We start from the raw sequence: 15,689 nt of genomic DNA, 5'->3' as shown, positions 1-15,689 counted from the left end.
AATCAGATGTTAGCACCAACATTTACACTACCGAACCAAAACGGGGACATGGTCGCACTCGAAGATTATCGTGGCCAGAAAGTCGTCCTCTATTTCTACCCGAGAGACGCGACGCCGGGCTGTACGACCGAAGCGTGCGATTTCCGTGACGCCGCACCGAAGATGAGCGGGGCCGTCGTCATCGGCATCTCGGCCGACAGCCAGAAGAAGCATCAAAACTTTATCGAGAAGAACGATTTGCCGTTCGACTTGCTCGTCGATGACACGCATGAAGTGTCAGAACTATACGGTGTCTGGCAGTTGAAAAAGAATTACGGCAAAGAGTATTACGGCATCGTCCGCTCGACGTTCCTCATCAACGAGGACGGTTACATCGAAGAGGAGTGGCGCAGTGTCAAAGTGAACGGTCACGTCGACGAGGTCGTCGCGGCGCTCGCCAAATAAGTTGGACCCAACCGATTTCCCGATAGGGGAGGTCGGTTTTTTGCTGAAGTGAATCGTTACATTTTTATTTCAAATACTAACGTTAGAAACAAGATAAAACCGAGCGTTGAACAGATATATTACAAAAACATTACGCGGAATCGGTATGATTTCACCTCGCGTCGACTTGACGAAGTTGTGAATGTTCTGAAAAATATAAACCAGTAATCAAGCGAATACATACATAGGGGGAACATCATGTGAAGCAGTTTGAAAGTTGGGTGACGAGTCTATCGAACCTCGTCTGGGGACCACACTTGCTCATATTATTGATTGGGACGGGCATCTTCTTGACGTTCCGGCTCGGATTCATCCAGGTGACACGGCTCGGGTTCGGCTTGAAAGAAGCGTTCATCCCGAAAAAGCAGAGTGGGGCGGAAGCCGAAAAACGAAAACGGCAACGCGGCGACATCTCACACTTCCAAGCGCTCATGACGGCGCTAGCAGCGACGGTCGGTACCGGCAACATGGTCGGGGTCGCGACCGCGATCGTCCTCGGAGGACCGGGGGCGATTGTCTGGATGTGGCTGAGTGGGTTCATCGGTATGGCGACAAAATACGCCGAGGCAATCCTCGCCGTCAAGTATCGTACCGTCGATGAGCGGGGTGAGATTGCGGGCGGCCCGATGTACTATTTAGAACACGGGCTCAAAAAACGTTGGCTCGGCATGACGTTTGCCTTGTTCGCCTCGATTGCCGCGTTTGGTATCGGCAACGGCGTCCAGACGAACTCGATCAGTTTAGCGCTGAACACGTCGTTCGGTGTCCCGATGTTCGCGACCGGTATTATCATGATGGTCCTGACGGGGTTCGTCATCCTCGGTGGCGTCAAATCGATCGGGAAAGTCGTCGGGATTTTCGTCCCGGTCATGATTTTCGCTTACGTCGGGGCCGGGCTCGCCATTTTAGTCATGAACTTTGACTTGATCCCGTCCGCATTCGCGACGATCTTCTCGAGTACGTTCAGTGCCGAAGCGATCGGCGGCGGGGCACTCGGTGCCGCGATCCGTTACGGTGTCGCGCGTGGCGTGTTCTCGAACGAGGCTGGGCTAGGGTCGGCACCAATTGCGGCCGCGGCCGCGAAGACGGATTTCCCGGGACGGCAAGCGCTCGTCTCGATGACACAAGTGTTGATCGACACGCTCATCGTCTGTTCGATCACCGGGCTGACGATCGTCATGGGCGGTCAATATACGGAAGGGCTGCAAGGGATCGAGCTGACGCAAGCGTCGTTCGCTTACTTCCTTGGACCGATCGGGGAACTCATCGTCACGATCTCGCTCGTCTTCTTCGCCTTCTCGACCGTGATCGGCTGGTGCTATTACGGGGAACGATCGGTCCATTACCTGCTCGGGGAGCGAGCGATCGTACCGTATCGGCTGGTGTACATTGTCGTCGCCGGACTTGGTGCGATGACGACGAACTTGAACTTGATTTGGGCCGTCTCGGACGTCTTCAACGGTCTGATGGCGATTCCGAACTTGATCGGTCTGTTGTTCTTGTCGGGTGTCGTCGTCGCCGAGACGAAGCGGTTCGAACTTGAGATACGGAAAGAACGGCAACAGTCGGCCGCATGACAAAGGACGCATTCCCGAGGGAGTGCGTCCTTTTGTTTACACTTTGAACTGGCCGATCAACTCGCTCAACTCGTCCATCTTCCGTTGCGATGCTTCCGTGACACGGTTCAACTCACTGAACCGGTCGACCGACAACGTCACTTTCTCGGCGATGTCTTGCGTCCCGAGCGCCCCGTTATTGACCGTCACGGCGACGTCTTGAATGACGCCGATCATACCGGACGTCAATTGTTCGAGTTCGGTGGCCGCTTCGGCGAATTCAGAGGCGGTTGCCTCAAAGCGCCCGGCGTCTTCGCTGTAGCGCTCAGCCGCTTCTTCGAGCTGGTCGTAATCTTTCAATACGTTCGTATCGAGGAAACCGAGCATCTCGCTCGACGTCTCGTTCAAATGGTCGACCGAATGGAGCACGGTCTTCGAAATCGCTTGGATCCGTTCGACGGTCGTCCGGCTCGTCTCGGCCAGTTTACGGATCTCGTCGGCGACGACGGCGAACCCGCGTCCCGCTTCACCGGCCCGTGCCGCTTCGATCGAGGCGTTGAGCGATAACAGGTTCGTCTGCGCCGCGATGTCTAAAATATCGTTCGTGAGCGTCGCGATCTCGCGGACGGCCTTGGCGTCATGCATGGCCCGTTCGAGATTGTGTCGTGTCGAGGACAAGACGCCGATCGCTGACGCTTTCGCTTCGACGGCGTGAGTACGGAGCGCCATGGCCCGGGCGTCGACTTGTTCAGCCTCGGTTTTTCGTTCGGCCGCCATCGTCACGATGTTGTGAAGCGTCCGTTCCATGTCTGACGCCGAGGTGTTCATTTCCTGGGCGCTCGCCGCGGTCTGTTGCATACCGGCCGTCAAGTCCTCGGTCGTTGCGGCGGTCGTCGTCATATACGAATCAAGCGCTTTCAATTCGTCGTACATGTGGGCGGACTGCTCGTTCACGCCGCGTGAGACACCGTTCACTTGTAAAATGAGTTGGCGTAGGTTGGCGATGAACTGGTTGAAGTCGCGTGCGAGCCCGGAGAACTCATCACGTCGCTTCACCGGGATCGACGTCGTCAAATCGCCTTGGCTCGTGGCAAGTTCGCGCATTTTCACTTTGAACTCTTTCAACGGCTCGAAGATGGAGCGGAAGATGAACACCATCATGAGTACGGTGAAGACGACAGCGGCGATCATGATGACGATGAGCGTGAGTTGGACTTGTGCAAACAACGCTTCACCAGTCTCGATGTCAGAACGAATCCCATCGCGGTTCAAGTTGACGAGGAGACCGAGCGTATTCGACAGGGCGTCTGCGCTCGGCGTGGCCGTGTCCCGGATGTAGGCGTCGGCCGCGGCTTGTCCTTCTTCATTCGAGATGCGAATCAATTCCTCAATGTTTGTCTGGAATGTGGTCCATTGTGTCGTCGCCTGATCGAACAGTTCACGGGCGGCCTTGTTGTTGTTGATTGTCGACTCATAGCCGGTCAGCTGTTGCTTTAAAATCGTGATGCCGGTCTCAATGCTGATTTCGACATTTTGCTTTGTCACCTCGTCCTCGACTAGAGCGTGGCGCATCATCTGCTGGCGAATCTCGAGCAACTGCTTGTCGACTTGATGAATTTGGTCCATGCCGGGCACCCAAGAGACGTTCATGTCTTGTTGGGCTGCCTTCGAGGCGTTCAACGCATAGAATGAATAGCCGCTCACACCGAGTAATAAGACTAGCAGGACGGTAAAGGCGACGATCAATTTGTTACGGATTGACATAATGATCCTCCTCGGGAAATGTTTGCTACTCTCTTAGCATAATGAGAATTGCCCGTGTACCGTATAGCCGTTTTTTGAAACGAGTCAATATTCTAGCGCAATTCCCTAACTTTCAAATAATGATCATCTTTGACCGGATTGGATTTTCTTTTTTGTCTTATGGAAAAGTGGTATGATAATGAACGATGTATTGAAAACTGTTGGAGGTGGAACCTTTGGCTCGAATCACTGAAGCTGAAGTTCGGCACGTCGCCGGACTCGCCCGACTTGCGATCACGGAAGATGAAGTGACGCACTTCACGGAGCAATTGACAAAAATCCTCGAGTTCGCCGAGCAACTCGATGAACTTGATACAACGGGCGTCATCCCGACGACCCATGCCCTAGATTTGAAAAACGTAATGCGCAAAGATGAGGTCCGCCCGTCACTTCCCCGCGAGGAAGTCGAACGGATGGCGCCTGATTGGGAGAACGGCCAAGTCCGCGTCCCAGCCGTCTTTGAGTAAGGAGGCCCTTCATGACACTATTCGATCACGGTGTAGCCAAGCTACATACCTTATTAAAAGAAGGTGAGGTCACGGTAACGGACCTCGTCAAAGAATCATTTGACCGCATCGAAGCGACCGATGACAAAATCGGTGCGTTTCTCACGTTGAACGAGGACGCGTTCGAGCAAGCGAAACGGATGGACGACCTCGCCAAGACAGCGGACAACCCGCTCTTCGGCTTGCCGATCGGCGTCAAAGACAACATCGTCACAAAAGGGACACGCACGACGTGTGCCTCGAAGTTCCTCGAGAACTTCGTCCCGGCCCATGACGCGACGGTCGTCGAGCGTCTTCACGACGCCGGTGCCGTCACGATCGGGAAGTTGAACATGGACGAGTTCGCGATGGGTTCATCGAACGAGAACTCGGCGTTCAAAGTCGTCCGCAACCCGTGGGATACGACGCGCGTGCCAGGCGGCTCGTCAGGCGGTTCGGCCGCGACGGTCGCAGCCGGACAAGTACTGTTCAGCCTCGGTTCGGATACGGGTGGCTCGATTCGCCAACCGGCAGCCTACTGTGGCGTCGTCGGCATGAAACCGACATACGGTCTCGTGTCACGTTACGGTCTCGTCGCGTTCGCCTCGTCACTCGACCAGATCGGTCCGCTCACGCGCTCGGTCGAAGACAACGCCTATTTGTTGAACGTCATCTCAGGTCATTGCGACATGGACTCGACGTCGGCGACAGTCGACCTGCCGGACTATTCGAAGTCACTTCATGGCGACATTAAAGGCATGAAGTTCGCCCTGCCGCAAGAGTTCATGGCAGAAGGCGTATCAGACGGTGTCCGCAAACAGATCGAACAAGCGGTCGAGACGCTCAAGTCGCTCGGTGCGACCGTCGAGACGGTATCGCTCCCGACCGTGAAATACGCGCTCCCGACGTACTACTTACTCGCTTCATCTGAGGCGTCTTCGAACCTCGCTCGTTTTGACGGCATCCGTTACGGACGTCGCGCCGAGGCCGAGGCGCTCGAAGAAGTGTTCACGTATTCACGCGAGCAAGGGTTCGGCGAAGAAGTGAAACGCCGCATCATGCTCGGGACGTACGCGTTAAGCTCAGGTTATTACGATGCGTTCTACAAGAAGTCGCAACAGGTGCGCACACTCATGAAGCAAGACTTCGCGCGCGTGTTCGAGAACTATGACGCGATCATCGGGCCGACTGCGCCGACGACGGCGTTCAAGCTCGGCGAACAACTCGAAGATCCGCTCACGATGTACGCCAACGACATTATGACCATCCCGGTCAACTTGGCTGGCGTACCAGCCATCTCGGTTCCGGCCGGTCTCTCAGACGGCCTCCCGGTCGGTCTCCAGATCATCGGGAACCACTTCAGCGAACCAACACTCTACCGCGTGGCCCATGCTTTTGAACAAGCAAACGGCGGTTTTAAGATGCCACAGCTTTAAGGAGGACAACGATGAACTTTGAAACGATCATCGGGATCGAGGTGCACGCCGAGCTGAGCACGAAGTCGAAGATTTGGTGTGGCTGCTCGCGCACATACGGTGCCGAAACGAATACGCAAACGTGTCCGATCTGTCTCGGACACCCGGGCGTTCTGCCTAAATTGAACGAAGAGGCGGTCAACCTCGCCATCAAGGCCGCGATGGCACTCAACTGTGAAATCGCGACCGATACGAAGTTTGACCGTAAGAACTACTTCTATCCGGATACGCCGAAAGCGTACCAGATCTCGCAGTTCGACCAACCGATCGGCTTTAACGGCCACGTCGACGTCGAAGTCGATGGCGAGATGAAACGGTTCCGCATCGAGCGGGTCCATCTCGAGGAAGATGCTGGGAAGATGAACCATACGGGCGAGAAACATTCGGTCGTCGACTTCAACCGGACCGGCTCACCACTCATCGAGATTGTCAGTGAGGCCGACATGCGTTCACCGAAAGACGCGGTCGCTTACCTCGAACGCTTGAAAGAAGTGCTCTCGTTCGCGGGCGTCTCGGACGTCAAGATGGAAGAAGGGTCGCTTCGTTGCGACTGTAACATCTCGGTCCGTCCGTTCGGTCAAGAGCCGTTCGGGACGAAGACGGAGCTCAAAAACTTGAACTCGTTCTCGAACGTCTTGAAGGCGCTCGATTACGAGGAAGAGCGTCATCGTAAACTTCTCATCACAGGCGGCGTCATGCGTCAAGAGACGCTCCGTTTCGATGAGGCGGCGAAGAAGACGATCCTCATGCGTGTCAAGGAAGGGGCGGCCGATTACCGCTACTTCCCAGAGCCGGATCTCGTCCGTCTCGAGATCGACGAGGAATGGAAGGAACGCATTCGCAAGACGCTGCCTGAACTTCCGGTCGAACGTCGCGAACGTTACATGAACAACTATGGCCTGTCGGCTTATGACGCCAAGGCGCTCACGTCGACGCGCGAGTTCTCGGACTTCTTTGAAGCGACGACAGCGGCCGGTGCCGAACCGAAAGCTGCGGCGAACTGGCTCATGGGCGAAGTGCTCGGCCACTTGAACAAGTCGAACGAGACGGTCGAGACGATGAAGTTGACGCCGAGCTCGCTCGCGGAGTTGATTCGTTTGATTGGAGAAGGTACAATTTCTTCGAAGATCGCGAAACGCGTGTTCACGGCCATGATCGAGGAAGGCGCCGAACCGAAGGCGTATGTCGAAGCGAACGGTCTCGCCCAAATCTCGGACGAGAACTTGCTCCGCGGCTACATCGTCGAATTGTTCGAAGCGCATCCGCAGATGATCGAAGACTTTAAGAACGGGAAAGACCGTGCCAAAGGCTTCATCATCGGGCAGATCATGAAGCAGACGAAAGGGATGGCGAACCCGGCGCTCCTCGATGGCTTGTTCCACGAAGAGATCGCGAAACGTTAAGCAGCAGCGAGGCACTTGTGTCTCGCTTTTCGCTCGAAATGAGCATAGGGGAGAGAAACAATATGCAACGAAAACGCGCACGGGTCATCTATAACCCGACATCTGGAAAAGAAGTGATCAAACGGGAGCTGCCGTATATATTGAACCGTCTCGAGGATGCGGGTTATGAGACGTCGACGTACGCGACGAAAGCGATCGGTGACGCGACGCTCGAAGCCGAGCGGGCCGCTGCGGCCGAGTTCGACTTGATCATCGCGGCCGGCGGTGACGGGACGTTGAACGAGGTCATCTCGGGACTCGCTCCGCTCGATGAACGTCCGACGATCGGGCTCATCCCGGTCGGAACGACGAACGATTTCGCCCGGGCGATGCGGATCCCTTTGAGCGTCGTCGGCGCTCTCGACGTAATCTGTGACGGCTTCGAGATGCCGGTCGACCTCGGGGAGATCGAAGGCGAGGCGGGAGACATCCATTACTTCATCAATATCGCCGGCGGCGGCATCATGACTGAGCTGTCGTACGAAGTGCCGTCGAAGTTGAAGACGGCGCTCGGCCAGCTCGCCTACTACGTCAAAGGGATGGAGAAGCTGCCACTCATCAAACCGACGTACATCGAGCTCGAGCATGACGAAGGGACGTTCAGCGGGGAAGTGATGATCTTCCTCACGTCGAACTCGAACTCGGTCGGAGGCTTTGAGAAGATCTCGCCACACGCGTCACTCAATGACGGCTTGTTTGACTTGTTCATCTTACGGAAATGTAACTTGTTCGAGTTCATCCACGTCGTCCGTTTATTGCTCCGGGGTGAGCACTTGTCGAGCCCGCTTGTCGAGCACGTCAAGACGGGCCACGTTAAGATGAAGACGACGACTGAGCGGATGAGCCTCAACATCGACGGCGAGTACGGCGGCGAATGCACGGGTGAGATGCGGAACTTGTTCCGCCACTTGACGGTACTCGCACCGAACGCGCGAATCCGCGAGATGGAAGAGTTGAACGCTCAGTACGAACGCGAACAGATGATCAAACAGCTGTTCAACGTGTCGAATGAGAAAGCAGAATAAGTCGGCTCGGCGTGGCGCTCACGCCGAGCTTTTCGTTGGCCTCTGAACGGGTAATGACAGAATAAAGTACTTCTCGAATCGGGAAAGGAGAGACTCATGCTACCAGTAACTAAAAACGACCGTCTCGACGTCCACATCCATGACCTCACACACGAAGGGGCAGGCGTGGCACGCGTCGACGGTTATACGTTGTTCGTGCCGAACGCGCTCCCGGGTGAGACGGTCGAGATTGTTGTGACGAAGACGAACAAACAGTACGGCTTCGCCCGGCTGATCGAAGTGAAACAAGCGAGTGCGGACCGGGTCGAACCGCCGTGTCCGATCTTTTATCAATGCGGAGGCTGTCAGCTCCAACACTTCAGCTATGAAGGCCAGCTCCGTCAAAAACGGGACCGCGTCGTCGAGGCGCTCCAGCGACTCGGCCAGTTCGACGTGCCGGTTCACGAGACGATCGGGATGCCGGAACCGTGGCGCTACCGCAACAAGGCGCAAGTGCCGTTCAAGCAAGAAGGAGATCGTCTCGTCGCCGGCTTCTACCGCCCACGCTCGCACGACATCGTCGAGATGAAGGAATGTCTCATCCAAGATGAGCGGAACGATGAGGCCGTCCAAGTCGTCCGCGACGTGCTCGCGGCGCACGGTGTGCCGGCGTATGACGAGAAGACAGGACGCGGCGTCATCCGCCACGTCATGGCCCGCTACGGCTACCACTCCGGTGAACTGATGATCGTCCTCATCACGAAGACGACGAAAATCAAAGGGGTCAACGAGATCGTTGCCGACATCTTGAAACGTCTGCCCGACGTGACGTCGATCATGCAAAACGTCAACCCGGACAAGACGAACGTCATCCTAGGGGCGACGAACAAACTCTTATATGGCCACGAGACGATCGAGGACAAGATCGGCGGACTGACGTTCACGATCTCGCCGCACTCGTTCTTCCAAGTCAACCCGGTCCAGACGGAGAAGCTGTACGGTAAGGCGCTCGAATACGCGCAACTTACCGGTACGGAACAAGTCGTTGACGCCTACTGCGGCATCGGGACGATCAGTCTGTTCCTCGCCCGGAAAGCAGCGCACGTGTATGGCGTCGAAGTCGTGCCGGAAGCAATCGAGGACGCGAAACAGAACGCGCTCGTCAACGAGATCGATAACGTGACGTACGCCTGTGGCGCGGCTGAAGATGTCCTTCCAAAGTGGAAGCAAGACGGCATCAACCCGGACGTCATCGTCGTCGATCCGCCGCGTAAAGGCTGTGCCGAGTCGTTCCTCGAGACGATGGTCGAGATGAGTCCGAAACGGATCGTCTACGTATCGTGTAACGTCGCGACGCAAGCGCGCGATATGCGTTACCTCGCTGACCGCGGCTACCGCCTCGTCGAAGTGACACCGGTCGACATGTTCCCGCATACGGCGCATGTGGAGACGGTGGCGTGGCTAGAAAAAATGGAATAAGATGAATGCAGATAGACCTTCGATTTTGTTTGAAATCGGAGGTTTTTTGTTTAGTCGTGTCATAAGGGGTGGTGAAGATGAGGAAAATCATTGTACTTGAACATGTATCCTTGGATGGTGTGATTCAGTCACCGGGTGGGCAAGACGAGGATGTAAGCGAAGGGTTTACGCACGGCGGATGGACAGGACCGTTTACGAGTGATGAGTTAGGTCGTCTGATTCGGACACAAATGCACAGCGACTTTGCATTGCTACTTGGGAGAAAGACGTATGAACAATAGGGAGACTATTGGCCCCAGCACGCGGGTGTTTGGCCGGAAGCACAAATTGCGACAAAGTACGTAGCGTCACAAACGTTGCATGAAAGTCTATGGGAGCCAACCGTTTTTTTGCCGAACCCCATCAAACAGTTAAAGCTATTGAAGCTAGAAGCAGGGCCCGATTTTCATGTCTGGGGAAGCAGTGATTTGGCACATGCTTTGTTTCAAAACGACCTCGTCGATGAATGTTGGTTGATTATCTATCCGATTATCATAGGGTCAGGGAAGCGCTTGTTCCCAAATGATGAAATGAATCCAATCACTTTTAAATCACTTGAGCATTATCCGATGCCGAACGGTGTCATCGTCTCTCATTATCATAGGAAGTGATGACACATTGCGGTTTAAGTAGACCTTGAAACTTCAATAGACGGAAACATATAATTCATGTAAACCTATGTTCTCCTAACGAAAGGGAGCGAAAAAAATGAAAGCAATCACTAAACTCTTAATCGGTATCGTGCTCGTCATAATAATGGTCGTTGGTTGGTGGTTAATCTCTCCTCTTTTTCTTGATCAAACGGTAGATGAAGGGCTCCCCCCCGTTTCTACAGACACCGTTGATATGATCGAAGATTCGGAAGCTGAAACGTCCGAAGCGGAAGATGAGACAATGGACCCAACGCCTCTCAGTTTGTCAGGAATGTTTATGGATGGGGAAAAGAATTACAAAACTTCTGGAACGATACAAACGATTAACGTGGACGATGCTTTGTACCTCAGGTTTGAAGATTTTCAAACGACCAATGGACCCGACCTGTTTGTTTATTTGATTCAGCCTGGGATGGATACGACAGAAGGAATCAGTTTAGGGGCTTTGAAAGGAAATACAGGGAATCAAAATTACTTAGTCCCTGAAGACGTAGACCTCACTCAATATTCGACGGTCGTGATTTGGTGCCGAGCCTTCGATGCCGATTTTGGTATAGGTGAACTAAAACAATAAGTAAACTCTCTTGAAGCCGGCATGGAAATGTCATTTTCAACGTCCGAGTCTGTCGCACGTTGTCAGTCAACGTAAGGTACACCAGTAGAAGTGGCAGTGGAGGGTTGGACAAAAAAAGAATATGAGGAGATCGTGTAAATGATGAAACAGACTAAAGTGACTACTGTAGATGAATACATTTTACAATTTCCTGTTGAGGTTCAAGCAATCCTCCAGACGCTGAGGAAGTTAGTAAAAGACATCTCCCCTGAGGCGGAAGAAAAGATGAGTTACCAAATGCCCACGTATTATTTAAAAGGTAACTTAGTGCATTTTGCGGCATACAAAAATCATATTGGATTTTATCCTACTCCAACTGGCATTGAAGCTTTCAAAGATGAGTTATCCGACTACAAAAGTGCAAAAGGTTCTGTTCAGTTTCCGATTGATAAACCGATTCCTTTCGAATTAATAAAGAGGATCGTTGAGTTTAGAGTAGGTGAGATGAACGGTGACGCCGTAAAAAATAAAGAGTGACCGAGATGTCGGCTTTATTTCCTCCCCACGACATCGAAGTCGGTTGAAGTTACTCGAAAACAGGCAAAAGACGGGCATTGAGGCCCGTCTTTTGTTTACAACGCCTTACCGATGACAGCTTCCCGTTCAGGAGCAGCATCTTCCCGCAACGCATTGATTTCTTTGTATTCGTTCGTGTCTTTCCACAACTCGTCTTTCAACGGATTGAGTTTGTATTTGACGATCCGTGTCACTTGCCAGACGGCGAGGACGACGTTCAGCGCAAGACTGAGCAGTGCGATCGTCCAGTTCGCTGCCGGATTATACGACACGCTCACGTTGAACGTGCTGCCGACGGCGAAGAAGTAAGGGAACGTCATGACCCACATCATCCAAAACGTGAGTGTCTGGGCACGGTTTTGCATCCACGTCCCTTTCGCCCAAAGGAGTGCAGGGACCGTTGCTGCGATGTTCAAGGCGAAGCCTGAGTAGAACGCGTTACCTGGGGCGCATGAATAGACGTAAGCGATGTTCCAAATGCCATATGCGACAATCCATAGTTTCGTCTGGTCCGGCCAGAGCATGTCTTTTTTCTTGCCGGATGTCGCGAAGATGCCGACCCATCCGCAAATGAGGAGCAAGTTCAAAATCCCGGCGACGGCGTTTACGTAGTTCCAGCCGCCTGAGATGTAATACATCCCATCGACCATACCTTCAAATCCCATGATGCCGACTTGGAATTCTCGAACGACGGCCTCGGCGATATTGAGGGCCAAGATACCCGGCACGAGCAACAAGTACCATGGATGTTTTTTGTGATAATCGGTGAAACGGATGACCATGTAAATCAAGCTTCCGGCGAGAGCGGAATACACTTTCACCCAGTGAAACCATGATGTGATTTCAGGGTCGGCGGTGAAGAACCAAATCGGAGTCAATACGACCGGGACCGCCATGAACATGAGAATACTAGCTTTTTTACTCGACCGGACGAATTCATTTAATCCGATCAACAAGCCGAATACGACGAACCACATGACGACATTGTACCAAGGAATGGATTCAAAGAAAAACATACGATAACGCCCCTTTCATTTCTAAAGTATTGGTGACAGAACAACGATGAAAAATATGATGTCGATAAACATACCGAACGTTCGTTATGTTTATGTGAAAATCGTAACAAACTATTGGAAGCGTTGTCAATGCGGTTTGGGGCGTCACAAGGACATGTCACAGAACCGTCAAATCATTATGATATAATTAGCAATTATTACGTGAGGAGCGTCGAAGCACATGATGAACGAAGGGAAACAAAAGATAGTAGAGGCAGCACGAGCGACGATCATCGAGAATGGGATCCAAGGTACGACACTTCGTGGCATCGCGAAGAAGGCTGGGCTTAGCACGGGCGCAATCTATCATTATTACAGCTCAAAAGAAGCCATTCTGTATGACGTGATGGACGAAGGCTTGGGCGAGATCCGTCGAATCGCGACGGTGTCGATCGAAGACAAGAAAGAGGCCCGCGAAATCATTCAAGAGATCTTCGACGGGATGCAAGACCGTTTAAAAAAAGATGCAGAAAGCCGGTTGCAGTTTTATTTAGCTCATGAGGCGATGCTCGGGAACGAGGAGTTACAAAACAAATTTCGAGAAAAATACGAAGATTGGATTGACCGGGTGGAAGCCATCTTCGTGCGCGCATACGGTGTCGAAAGGGGTTCGTCGACACGAGCGGTTGCCGCGTGGACGATGGCGGCGATCGATGGGATGGTGCTCCAAACGTTATTGAATGTTCAAGTTGTCGAATCTGTTCATACGAATCGTGTATTAGAGTATTTGTTGCAAGACGGGTTCGCGCACTTCTTCAAGTTGATCCACGAACAACCAGGTAAATAAAGATAAATCAAAGTCCCGTCCTAACCCGAAATACCGGATACTTGCTTTAAGTTTCTGGTTCGGGTTTTTGTATAGAGTTAGAGTGGTGTAGAGCGAACGATTGATTTTCCAACATCCGCTTGAAAGAAGGGGAGCATGATGAGCGCTGAGACACCGAACAAACATGTCGCGAAAACACCGATTCATTTATGGATGGTAGGAACAATTTTTATGGTTATATACGGTGTGGGCATTTACGATTACTTGATGGTCCAAGCACAGAACGTTATGTATTTGAACTCATTGAACGTAAAAGGCGATGTAGTTGCATACTTTACCGGTTATCCGTTTCTATTGAAGATACCATGGGGCATCAATGTGTTTAGCGGTCTGATGGCGGCTGTGCTTTTATTGTTGAGAAAAAAACAAGCGGTTGGATTCGCACTTTTGGCCGGGCTTGCTAAACTCGTATTGGATATCGCCACGTTCACGTTTCTGGGACGGTGGGAAGTCTTCGGGATGCAAGCATCGCTTATTGATTTATCAATCCTCGTCCTCACTTTTTTGTTGGTCGTCTACTGTACGAAGATGTTGAAACAAGGTGTATTAGGCTGAATGACTTGACTAAAGAGGAAGTCGTGACGTTTTGTATAATAATTATTAGAAAGTATTGTCAGTTGATACATTCCCCCGTCCATAATAGAATGGATAAAGTGATTTTGTTGGATTGATTACGAAAGGGAATGATTTTATATGAACGAAAACTTCTGGCGCGACCTTCCGCGTCCATTCTTTGTACTTGCCCCGATGGAAGACGTGACCGACGTCGTCTTCCGTCACGTCGTCGCCCATGCCGGACGTCCAGATGTGTTTTTCACCGAGTTCGCGAACTCGGACAGCTACTGCCATCCGGAAGGGAAAGGCAGCCTGCGTGGACGCTTGACGTTCACGGAGGACGAACAGCCGATGGTCGCCCATATTTGGGGTGACAACCCGGACTACTTCCGCGAGATGAGCATCGGCATGGCCGAGATGGGTTACAAAGGTATCGACATCAACATGGGTTGCCCGGTCCCGAACGTCGCCAAGCGCGGCAAAGGGAGCGGCCTCATCCTCCGTCCTGACGTCGCGGCCGAACTCATCCAAGCGGCGAAAGCCGGTGGCATCCCGGTCAGCGTCAAGACACGACTCGGCTTCGCGAAACTCGACGAGTGGCGCGACTGGTTGACGCATCTCTTGAAGCAAGACATCGCCAATTTGTCGATTCACTTGCGCACACGCAATGAGATGAGTAAAGTCGACGCGCATTGGGAGATGATTCCGGATATCATGAAGTTGCGTGATGAGATCGCACCGGATACGCTCATCACGATCAACGGCGATATTCTCGACCGTCAAATGGGATTAGAACTCGTCGACAAGTATGGCGTCGACGGCGTCATGATCGGCCGCGGGATTTTTAAGAACCCGTTCGCGTTCGAGAAGGAGCCGCGTGAGCACTCGATGGAAGAGCACCTCGATCTTCTTCGTCTCCAGCTCGACCTGCAAGACAAATTCCAAGAAGACGTGCCGCGTTCGATCTCGAACTTGCACCGGTTCTTCAAGATTTACGTGAAAGGGTTCCCCGGGGCGAGCGACCTCCGTGTGAAACTGATGGATACGAAATCGACAGATGAAGTGCGGGCGTTGCTCGCCGAGTTTGAAGAAAATAAACGAATAGAACAGCTGATTGAAAGCTGATTTTGGAGCGCAAAGTCGCTCCTTTTCTATATGTATTAACAGGAGGACGAACAGATGATTCCAACTCGACAGACTGAGCGGCTGGTATTGAGGTCACTCACTCAAGAGGATTTATCGACATACGCCGCCATACTCGGTCAACGGGAGGTGAGCCGTTATTTAGGGGACGGGAAACAGAAGACTCGAGAAGATGCCGCGCACTTACTGACTCGTTTCCAGGAGCAGTGGATGGAATATGGCTATGGAGTCTGGGGTGTGGTTGAACGGTCGACGAACCAACTGATTGGTCATTGCGGTTTCTCACGGTTACCGACTGGCGATGTCGAGTTATTGTATGCTTTCGATCCGACCACATGGGGGAAAGGGTACGCGGTCGAGTCAGCGCAAGAGGCGCTCGAGTTTCTCGATTTGTTGGCGAGAATAGAACCGATCATCGCGCTCAGCTATCCTGAAAACGAGCGTTCGCAACGGGTCTTGGTACGTCTCGGTTTCACGTATATGAAAGAAGATGATTATGCAGGCGTCAATTTGTTGGTGTATCAGCGCTGTACGATGGGATAAGCAACCTATGGGAACATAG

General features: G+C 52.7%; 17 protein-coding genes. 15 read left to right on the top strand and 2 right to left on the bottom strand.

The genetic code is table 11. The features are described from left to right. The first annotated feature begins 6 nt into the window (after nt 1-6). Together bcp and A6395_RS04685 are read left to right on the top strand one after the other, a co-directional pair. Complete coding sequence (gene bcp / locus A6395_RS04690) at nt 7-444, top strand: thioredoxin-dependent thiol peroxidase (protein ID WP_071398073.1); 438 nt, start codon at nt 7-9, stop codon at nt 442-444. 239 nt (nt 445-683) lie between these two features. Further along, nucleotides 684-2,060, top strand: a complete 1,377-nt coding sequence (locus A6395_RS04685; RefSeq protein WP_071398072.1) for an alanine/glycine:cation symporter family protein — start codon at nt 684-686, stop codon at nt 2,058-2,060. 36 nt (nt 2,061-2,096) lie between these two features. On the opposite strand, the gene A6395_RS04680 is transcribed toward A6395_RS04685, so the two are convergent. Continuing rightward, a complete protein-coding gene (locus A6395_RS04680; RefSeq protein WP_071398071.1) occupies nt 2,097-3,803 on the bottom strand; it encodes a methyl-accepting chemotaxis protein in 1,707 nt (568 codons plus the stop codon). Between the two features lie 215 nt (nt 3,804-4,018). Between A6395_RS04680 and gatC the strand changes: the two genes are divergently transcribed. The 9 genes from gatC to A6395_RS04640 all read left to right on the top strand — a co-directional run bounded on the left by gatC (nt 4,019) and on the right by A6395_RS04640 (nt 11,509). Next, nucleotides 4,019-4,309: an Asp-tRNA(Asn)/Glu-tRNA(Gln) amidotransferase subunit GatC gene (gene gatC, locus A6395_RS04675; protein ID WP_016509877.1), complete on the top strand. Its 291-nt coding sequence runs from the start codon at nt 4,019-4,021 to the stop codon at nt 4,307-4,309. An 11-nt stretch (nt 4,310-4,320) separates the two neighbouring features. Beyond that, nucleotides 4,321-5,763, top strand: a complete 1,443-nt coding sequence (gatA, locus tag A6395_RS04670; protein ID WP_071398070.1) for an Asp-tRNA(Asn)/Glu-tRNA(Gln) amidotransferase subunit GatA — start codon at nt 4,321-4,323, stop codon at nt 5,761-5,763. An 11-nt stretch (nt 5,764-5,774) separates the two neighbouring features. Continuing rightward, complete coding sequence (gene gatB, locus A6395_RS04665) at nt 5,775-7,205, top strand: Asp-tRNA(Asn)/Glu-tRNA(Gln) amidotransferase subunit GatB (protein WP_071398069.1); 1,431 nt, start codon at nt 5,775-5,777, stop codon at nt 7,203-7,205. A gap of 62 nt (nt 7,206-7,267) precedes the next feature. After that, nucleotides 7,268-8,269, top strand: coding sequence for a diacylglycerol kinase (locus tag A6395_RS04660; RefSeq protein WP_071398068.1), 1,002 nt, complete (start codon nt 7,268-7,270; stop codon nt 8,267-8,269). A 96-nt stretch (nt 8,270-8,365) separates the two neighbouring features. Next, nucleotides 8,366-9,727: a 23S rRNA (uracil(1939)-C(5))-methyltransferase RlmD gene (rlmD, locus tag A6395_RS04655; RefSeq protein WP_071398067.1), complete on the top strand. Its 1,362-nt coding sequence runs from the start codon at nt 8,366-8,368 to the stop codon at nt 9,725-9,727. 77 nt (nt 9,728-9,804) lie between these two features. Next, nucleotides 9,805-10,008 (top strand): dihydrofolate reductase family protein, encoded by a 204-nt coding sequence (locus A6395_RS16130; RefSeq protein ID WP_216820985.1) that lies wholly within the window; start codon nt 9,805-9,807, stop codon nt 10,006-10,008. A gap of 45 nt (nt 10,009-10,053) precedes the next feature. Further along, nucleotides 10,054-10,377: a dihydrofolate reductase family protein gene (locus A6395_RS16250; protein WP_353647110.1), complete on the top strand. Its 324-nt coding sequence runs from the start codon at nt 10,054-10,056 to the stop codon at nt 10,375-10,377. Between the two features lie 97 nt (nt 10,378-10,474). Further along, on the top strand, nt 10,475-10,993 hold the full coding sequence (locus tag A6395_RS04645) for a DM13 domain-containing protein (protein WP_084812937.1): 519 nt from the start codon (nt 10,475-10,477) through the stop codon (nt 10,991-10,993). Nucleotides 10,994-11,134: 141 nt separating this feature from the next. Continuing rightward, nucleotides 11,135-11,509 carry an iron chaperone gene (locus A6395_RS04640; RefSeq protein WP_071398130.1) on the top strand — a complete coding sequence of 125 codons (375 nt, stop codon included), beginning with the start codon at nt 11,135-11,137 and terminating at the stop codon, nt 11,507-11,509. 95 nt (nt 11,510-11,604) lie between these two features. Here the strand turns inward: A6395_RS04640 and A6395_RS04635 are convergent, their stop codons facing one another. Beyond that, the gene (locus tag A6395_RS04635) at nt 11,605-12,564 is read right to left on the bottom strand and encodes a DUF5692 family protein (protein ID WP_071398066.1); all 960 of its coding nucleotides are present in this window, start codon (nt 12,562-12,564) and stop codon (nt 11,605-11,607) included. Between the two features lie 220 nt (nt 12,565-12,784). Here A6395_RS04635 and A6395_RS04630 point away from each other — a divergent pair, with 220 nt between their 5' ends. From A6395_RS04630 to A6395_RS04615, 4 genes are all read left to right on the top strand, one after another. Then, the gene (locus tag A6395_RS04630) at nt 12,785-13,390 is read left to right on the top strand and encodes a TetR/AcrR family transcriptional regulator (RefSeq protein ID WP_071398065.1); all 606 of its coding nucleotides are present in this window, start codon (nt 12,785-12,787) and stop codon (nt 13,388-13,390) included. Nucleotides 13,391-13,528: 138 nt separating this feature from the next. Beyond that, the gene (locus A6395_RS04625; RefSeq protein WP_071398064.1) at nt 13,529-13,984 is read left to right on the top strand and encodes a hypothetical protein; all 456 of its coding nucleotides are present in this window, start codon (nt 13,529-13,531) and stop codon (nt 13,982-13,984) included. A 138-nt stretch (nt 13,985-14,122) separates the two neighbouring features. After that, nucleotides 14,123-15,109: a tRNA dihydrouridine synthase gene (locus A6395_RS04620; protein WP_071398063.1), complete on the top strand. Its 987-nt coding sequence runs from the start codon at nt 14,123-14,125 to the stop codon at nt 15,107-15,109. Between the two features lie 54 nt (nt 15,110-15,163). Beyond that, nucleotides 15,164-15,670, top strand: coding sequence for a GNAT family N-acetyltransferase (locus A6395_RS04615; protein WP_071398062.1), 507 nt, complete (start codon nt 15,164-15,166; stop codon nt 15,668-15,670). The last annotated feature ends 19 nt before the right edge of the window (nt 15,671-15,689 follow it).

The sequence above is a fragment of the Exiguobacterium sp. SH31 genome, assembly GCF_001816105.1.
In the GTDB taxonomy this organism is placed as follows: Bacteria; Bacillota; Bacilli; order Exiguobacteriales; family Exiguobacteriaceae; genus Exiguobacterium; species Exiguobacterium aurantiacum_A.
Note: the sequence above shows the minus strand (reverse complement) of the source record. Positions and strands in the feature narration are given on the sequence as shown.

Bases quoted from the DNA above. Each gene is read 5' to 3' on its own strand.
- gatA (WP_071398070.1), top strand. From the start codon at position 4,321: ATGACACTATTCGATCACGGTGTAGCCAAGCTACATACCTTATTAAAA.
- A6395_RS16130 (WP_216820985.1), top strand. From the start codon at position 9,805: ATGAGGAAAATCATTGTACTTGAACATGTATCCTTGGATGGTGTGATT.
- A6395_RS04620 (WP_071398063.1), top strand. From the start codon at position 14,123: ATGAACGAAAACTTCTGGCGCGACCTTCCGCGTCCATTCTTTGTACTT.
- A6395_RS04630 (WP_071398065.1), top strand. From the start codon at position 12,785: ATGATGAACGAAGGGAAACAAAAGATAGTAGAGGCAGCACGAGCGACG.
- A6395_RS04640 (WP_071398130.1), top strand. From the start codon at position 11,135: ATGAAACAGACTAAAGTGACTACTGTAGATGAATACATTTTACAATTT.
- bcp (WP_071398073.1), top strand. From the start codon at position 7: ATGTTAGCACCAACATTTACACTACCGAACCAAAACGGGGACATGGTC.
- A6395_RS04635 (WP_071398066.1), bottom strand. From the start codon at position 12,564: ATGTTTTTCTTTGAATCCATTCCTTGGTACAATGTCGTCATGTGGTTC.
- A6395_RS04645 (WP_084812937.1), top strand. From the start codon at position 10,475: ATGAAAGCAATCACTAAACTCTTAATCGGTATCGTGCTCGTCATAATA.
- A6395_RS04615 (WP_071398062.1), top strand. From the start codon at position 15,164: ATGATTCCAACTCGACAGACTGAGCGGCTGGTATTGAGGTCACTCACT.
- A6395_RS04625 (WP_071398064.1), top strand. From the start codon at position 13,529: ATGAGCGCTGAGACACCGAACAAACATGTCGCGAAAACACCGATTCAT.
- A6395_RS04680 (WP_071398071.1), bottom strand. From the start codon at position 3,803: ATGTCAATCCGTAACAAATTGATCGTCGCCTTTACCGTCCTGCTAGTC.
- rlmD (WP_071398067.1), top strand. From the start codon at position 8,366: ATGCTACCAGTAACTAAAAACGACCGTCTCGACGTCCACATCCATGAC.
- A6395_RS04660 (WP_071398068.1), top strand. From the start codon at position 7,268: ATGCAACGAAAACGCGCACGGGTCATCTATAACCCGACATCTGGAAAA.
- gatB (WP_071398069.1), top strand. From the start codon at position 5,775: ATGAACTTTGAAACGATCATCGGGATCGAGGTGCACGCCGAGCTGAGC.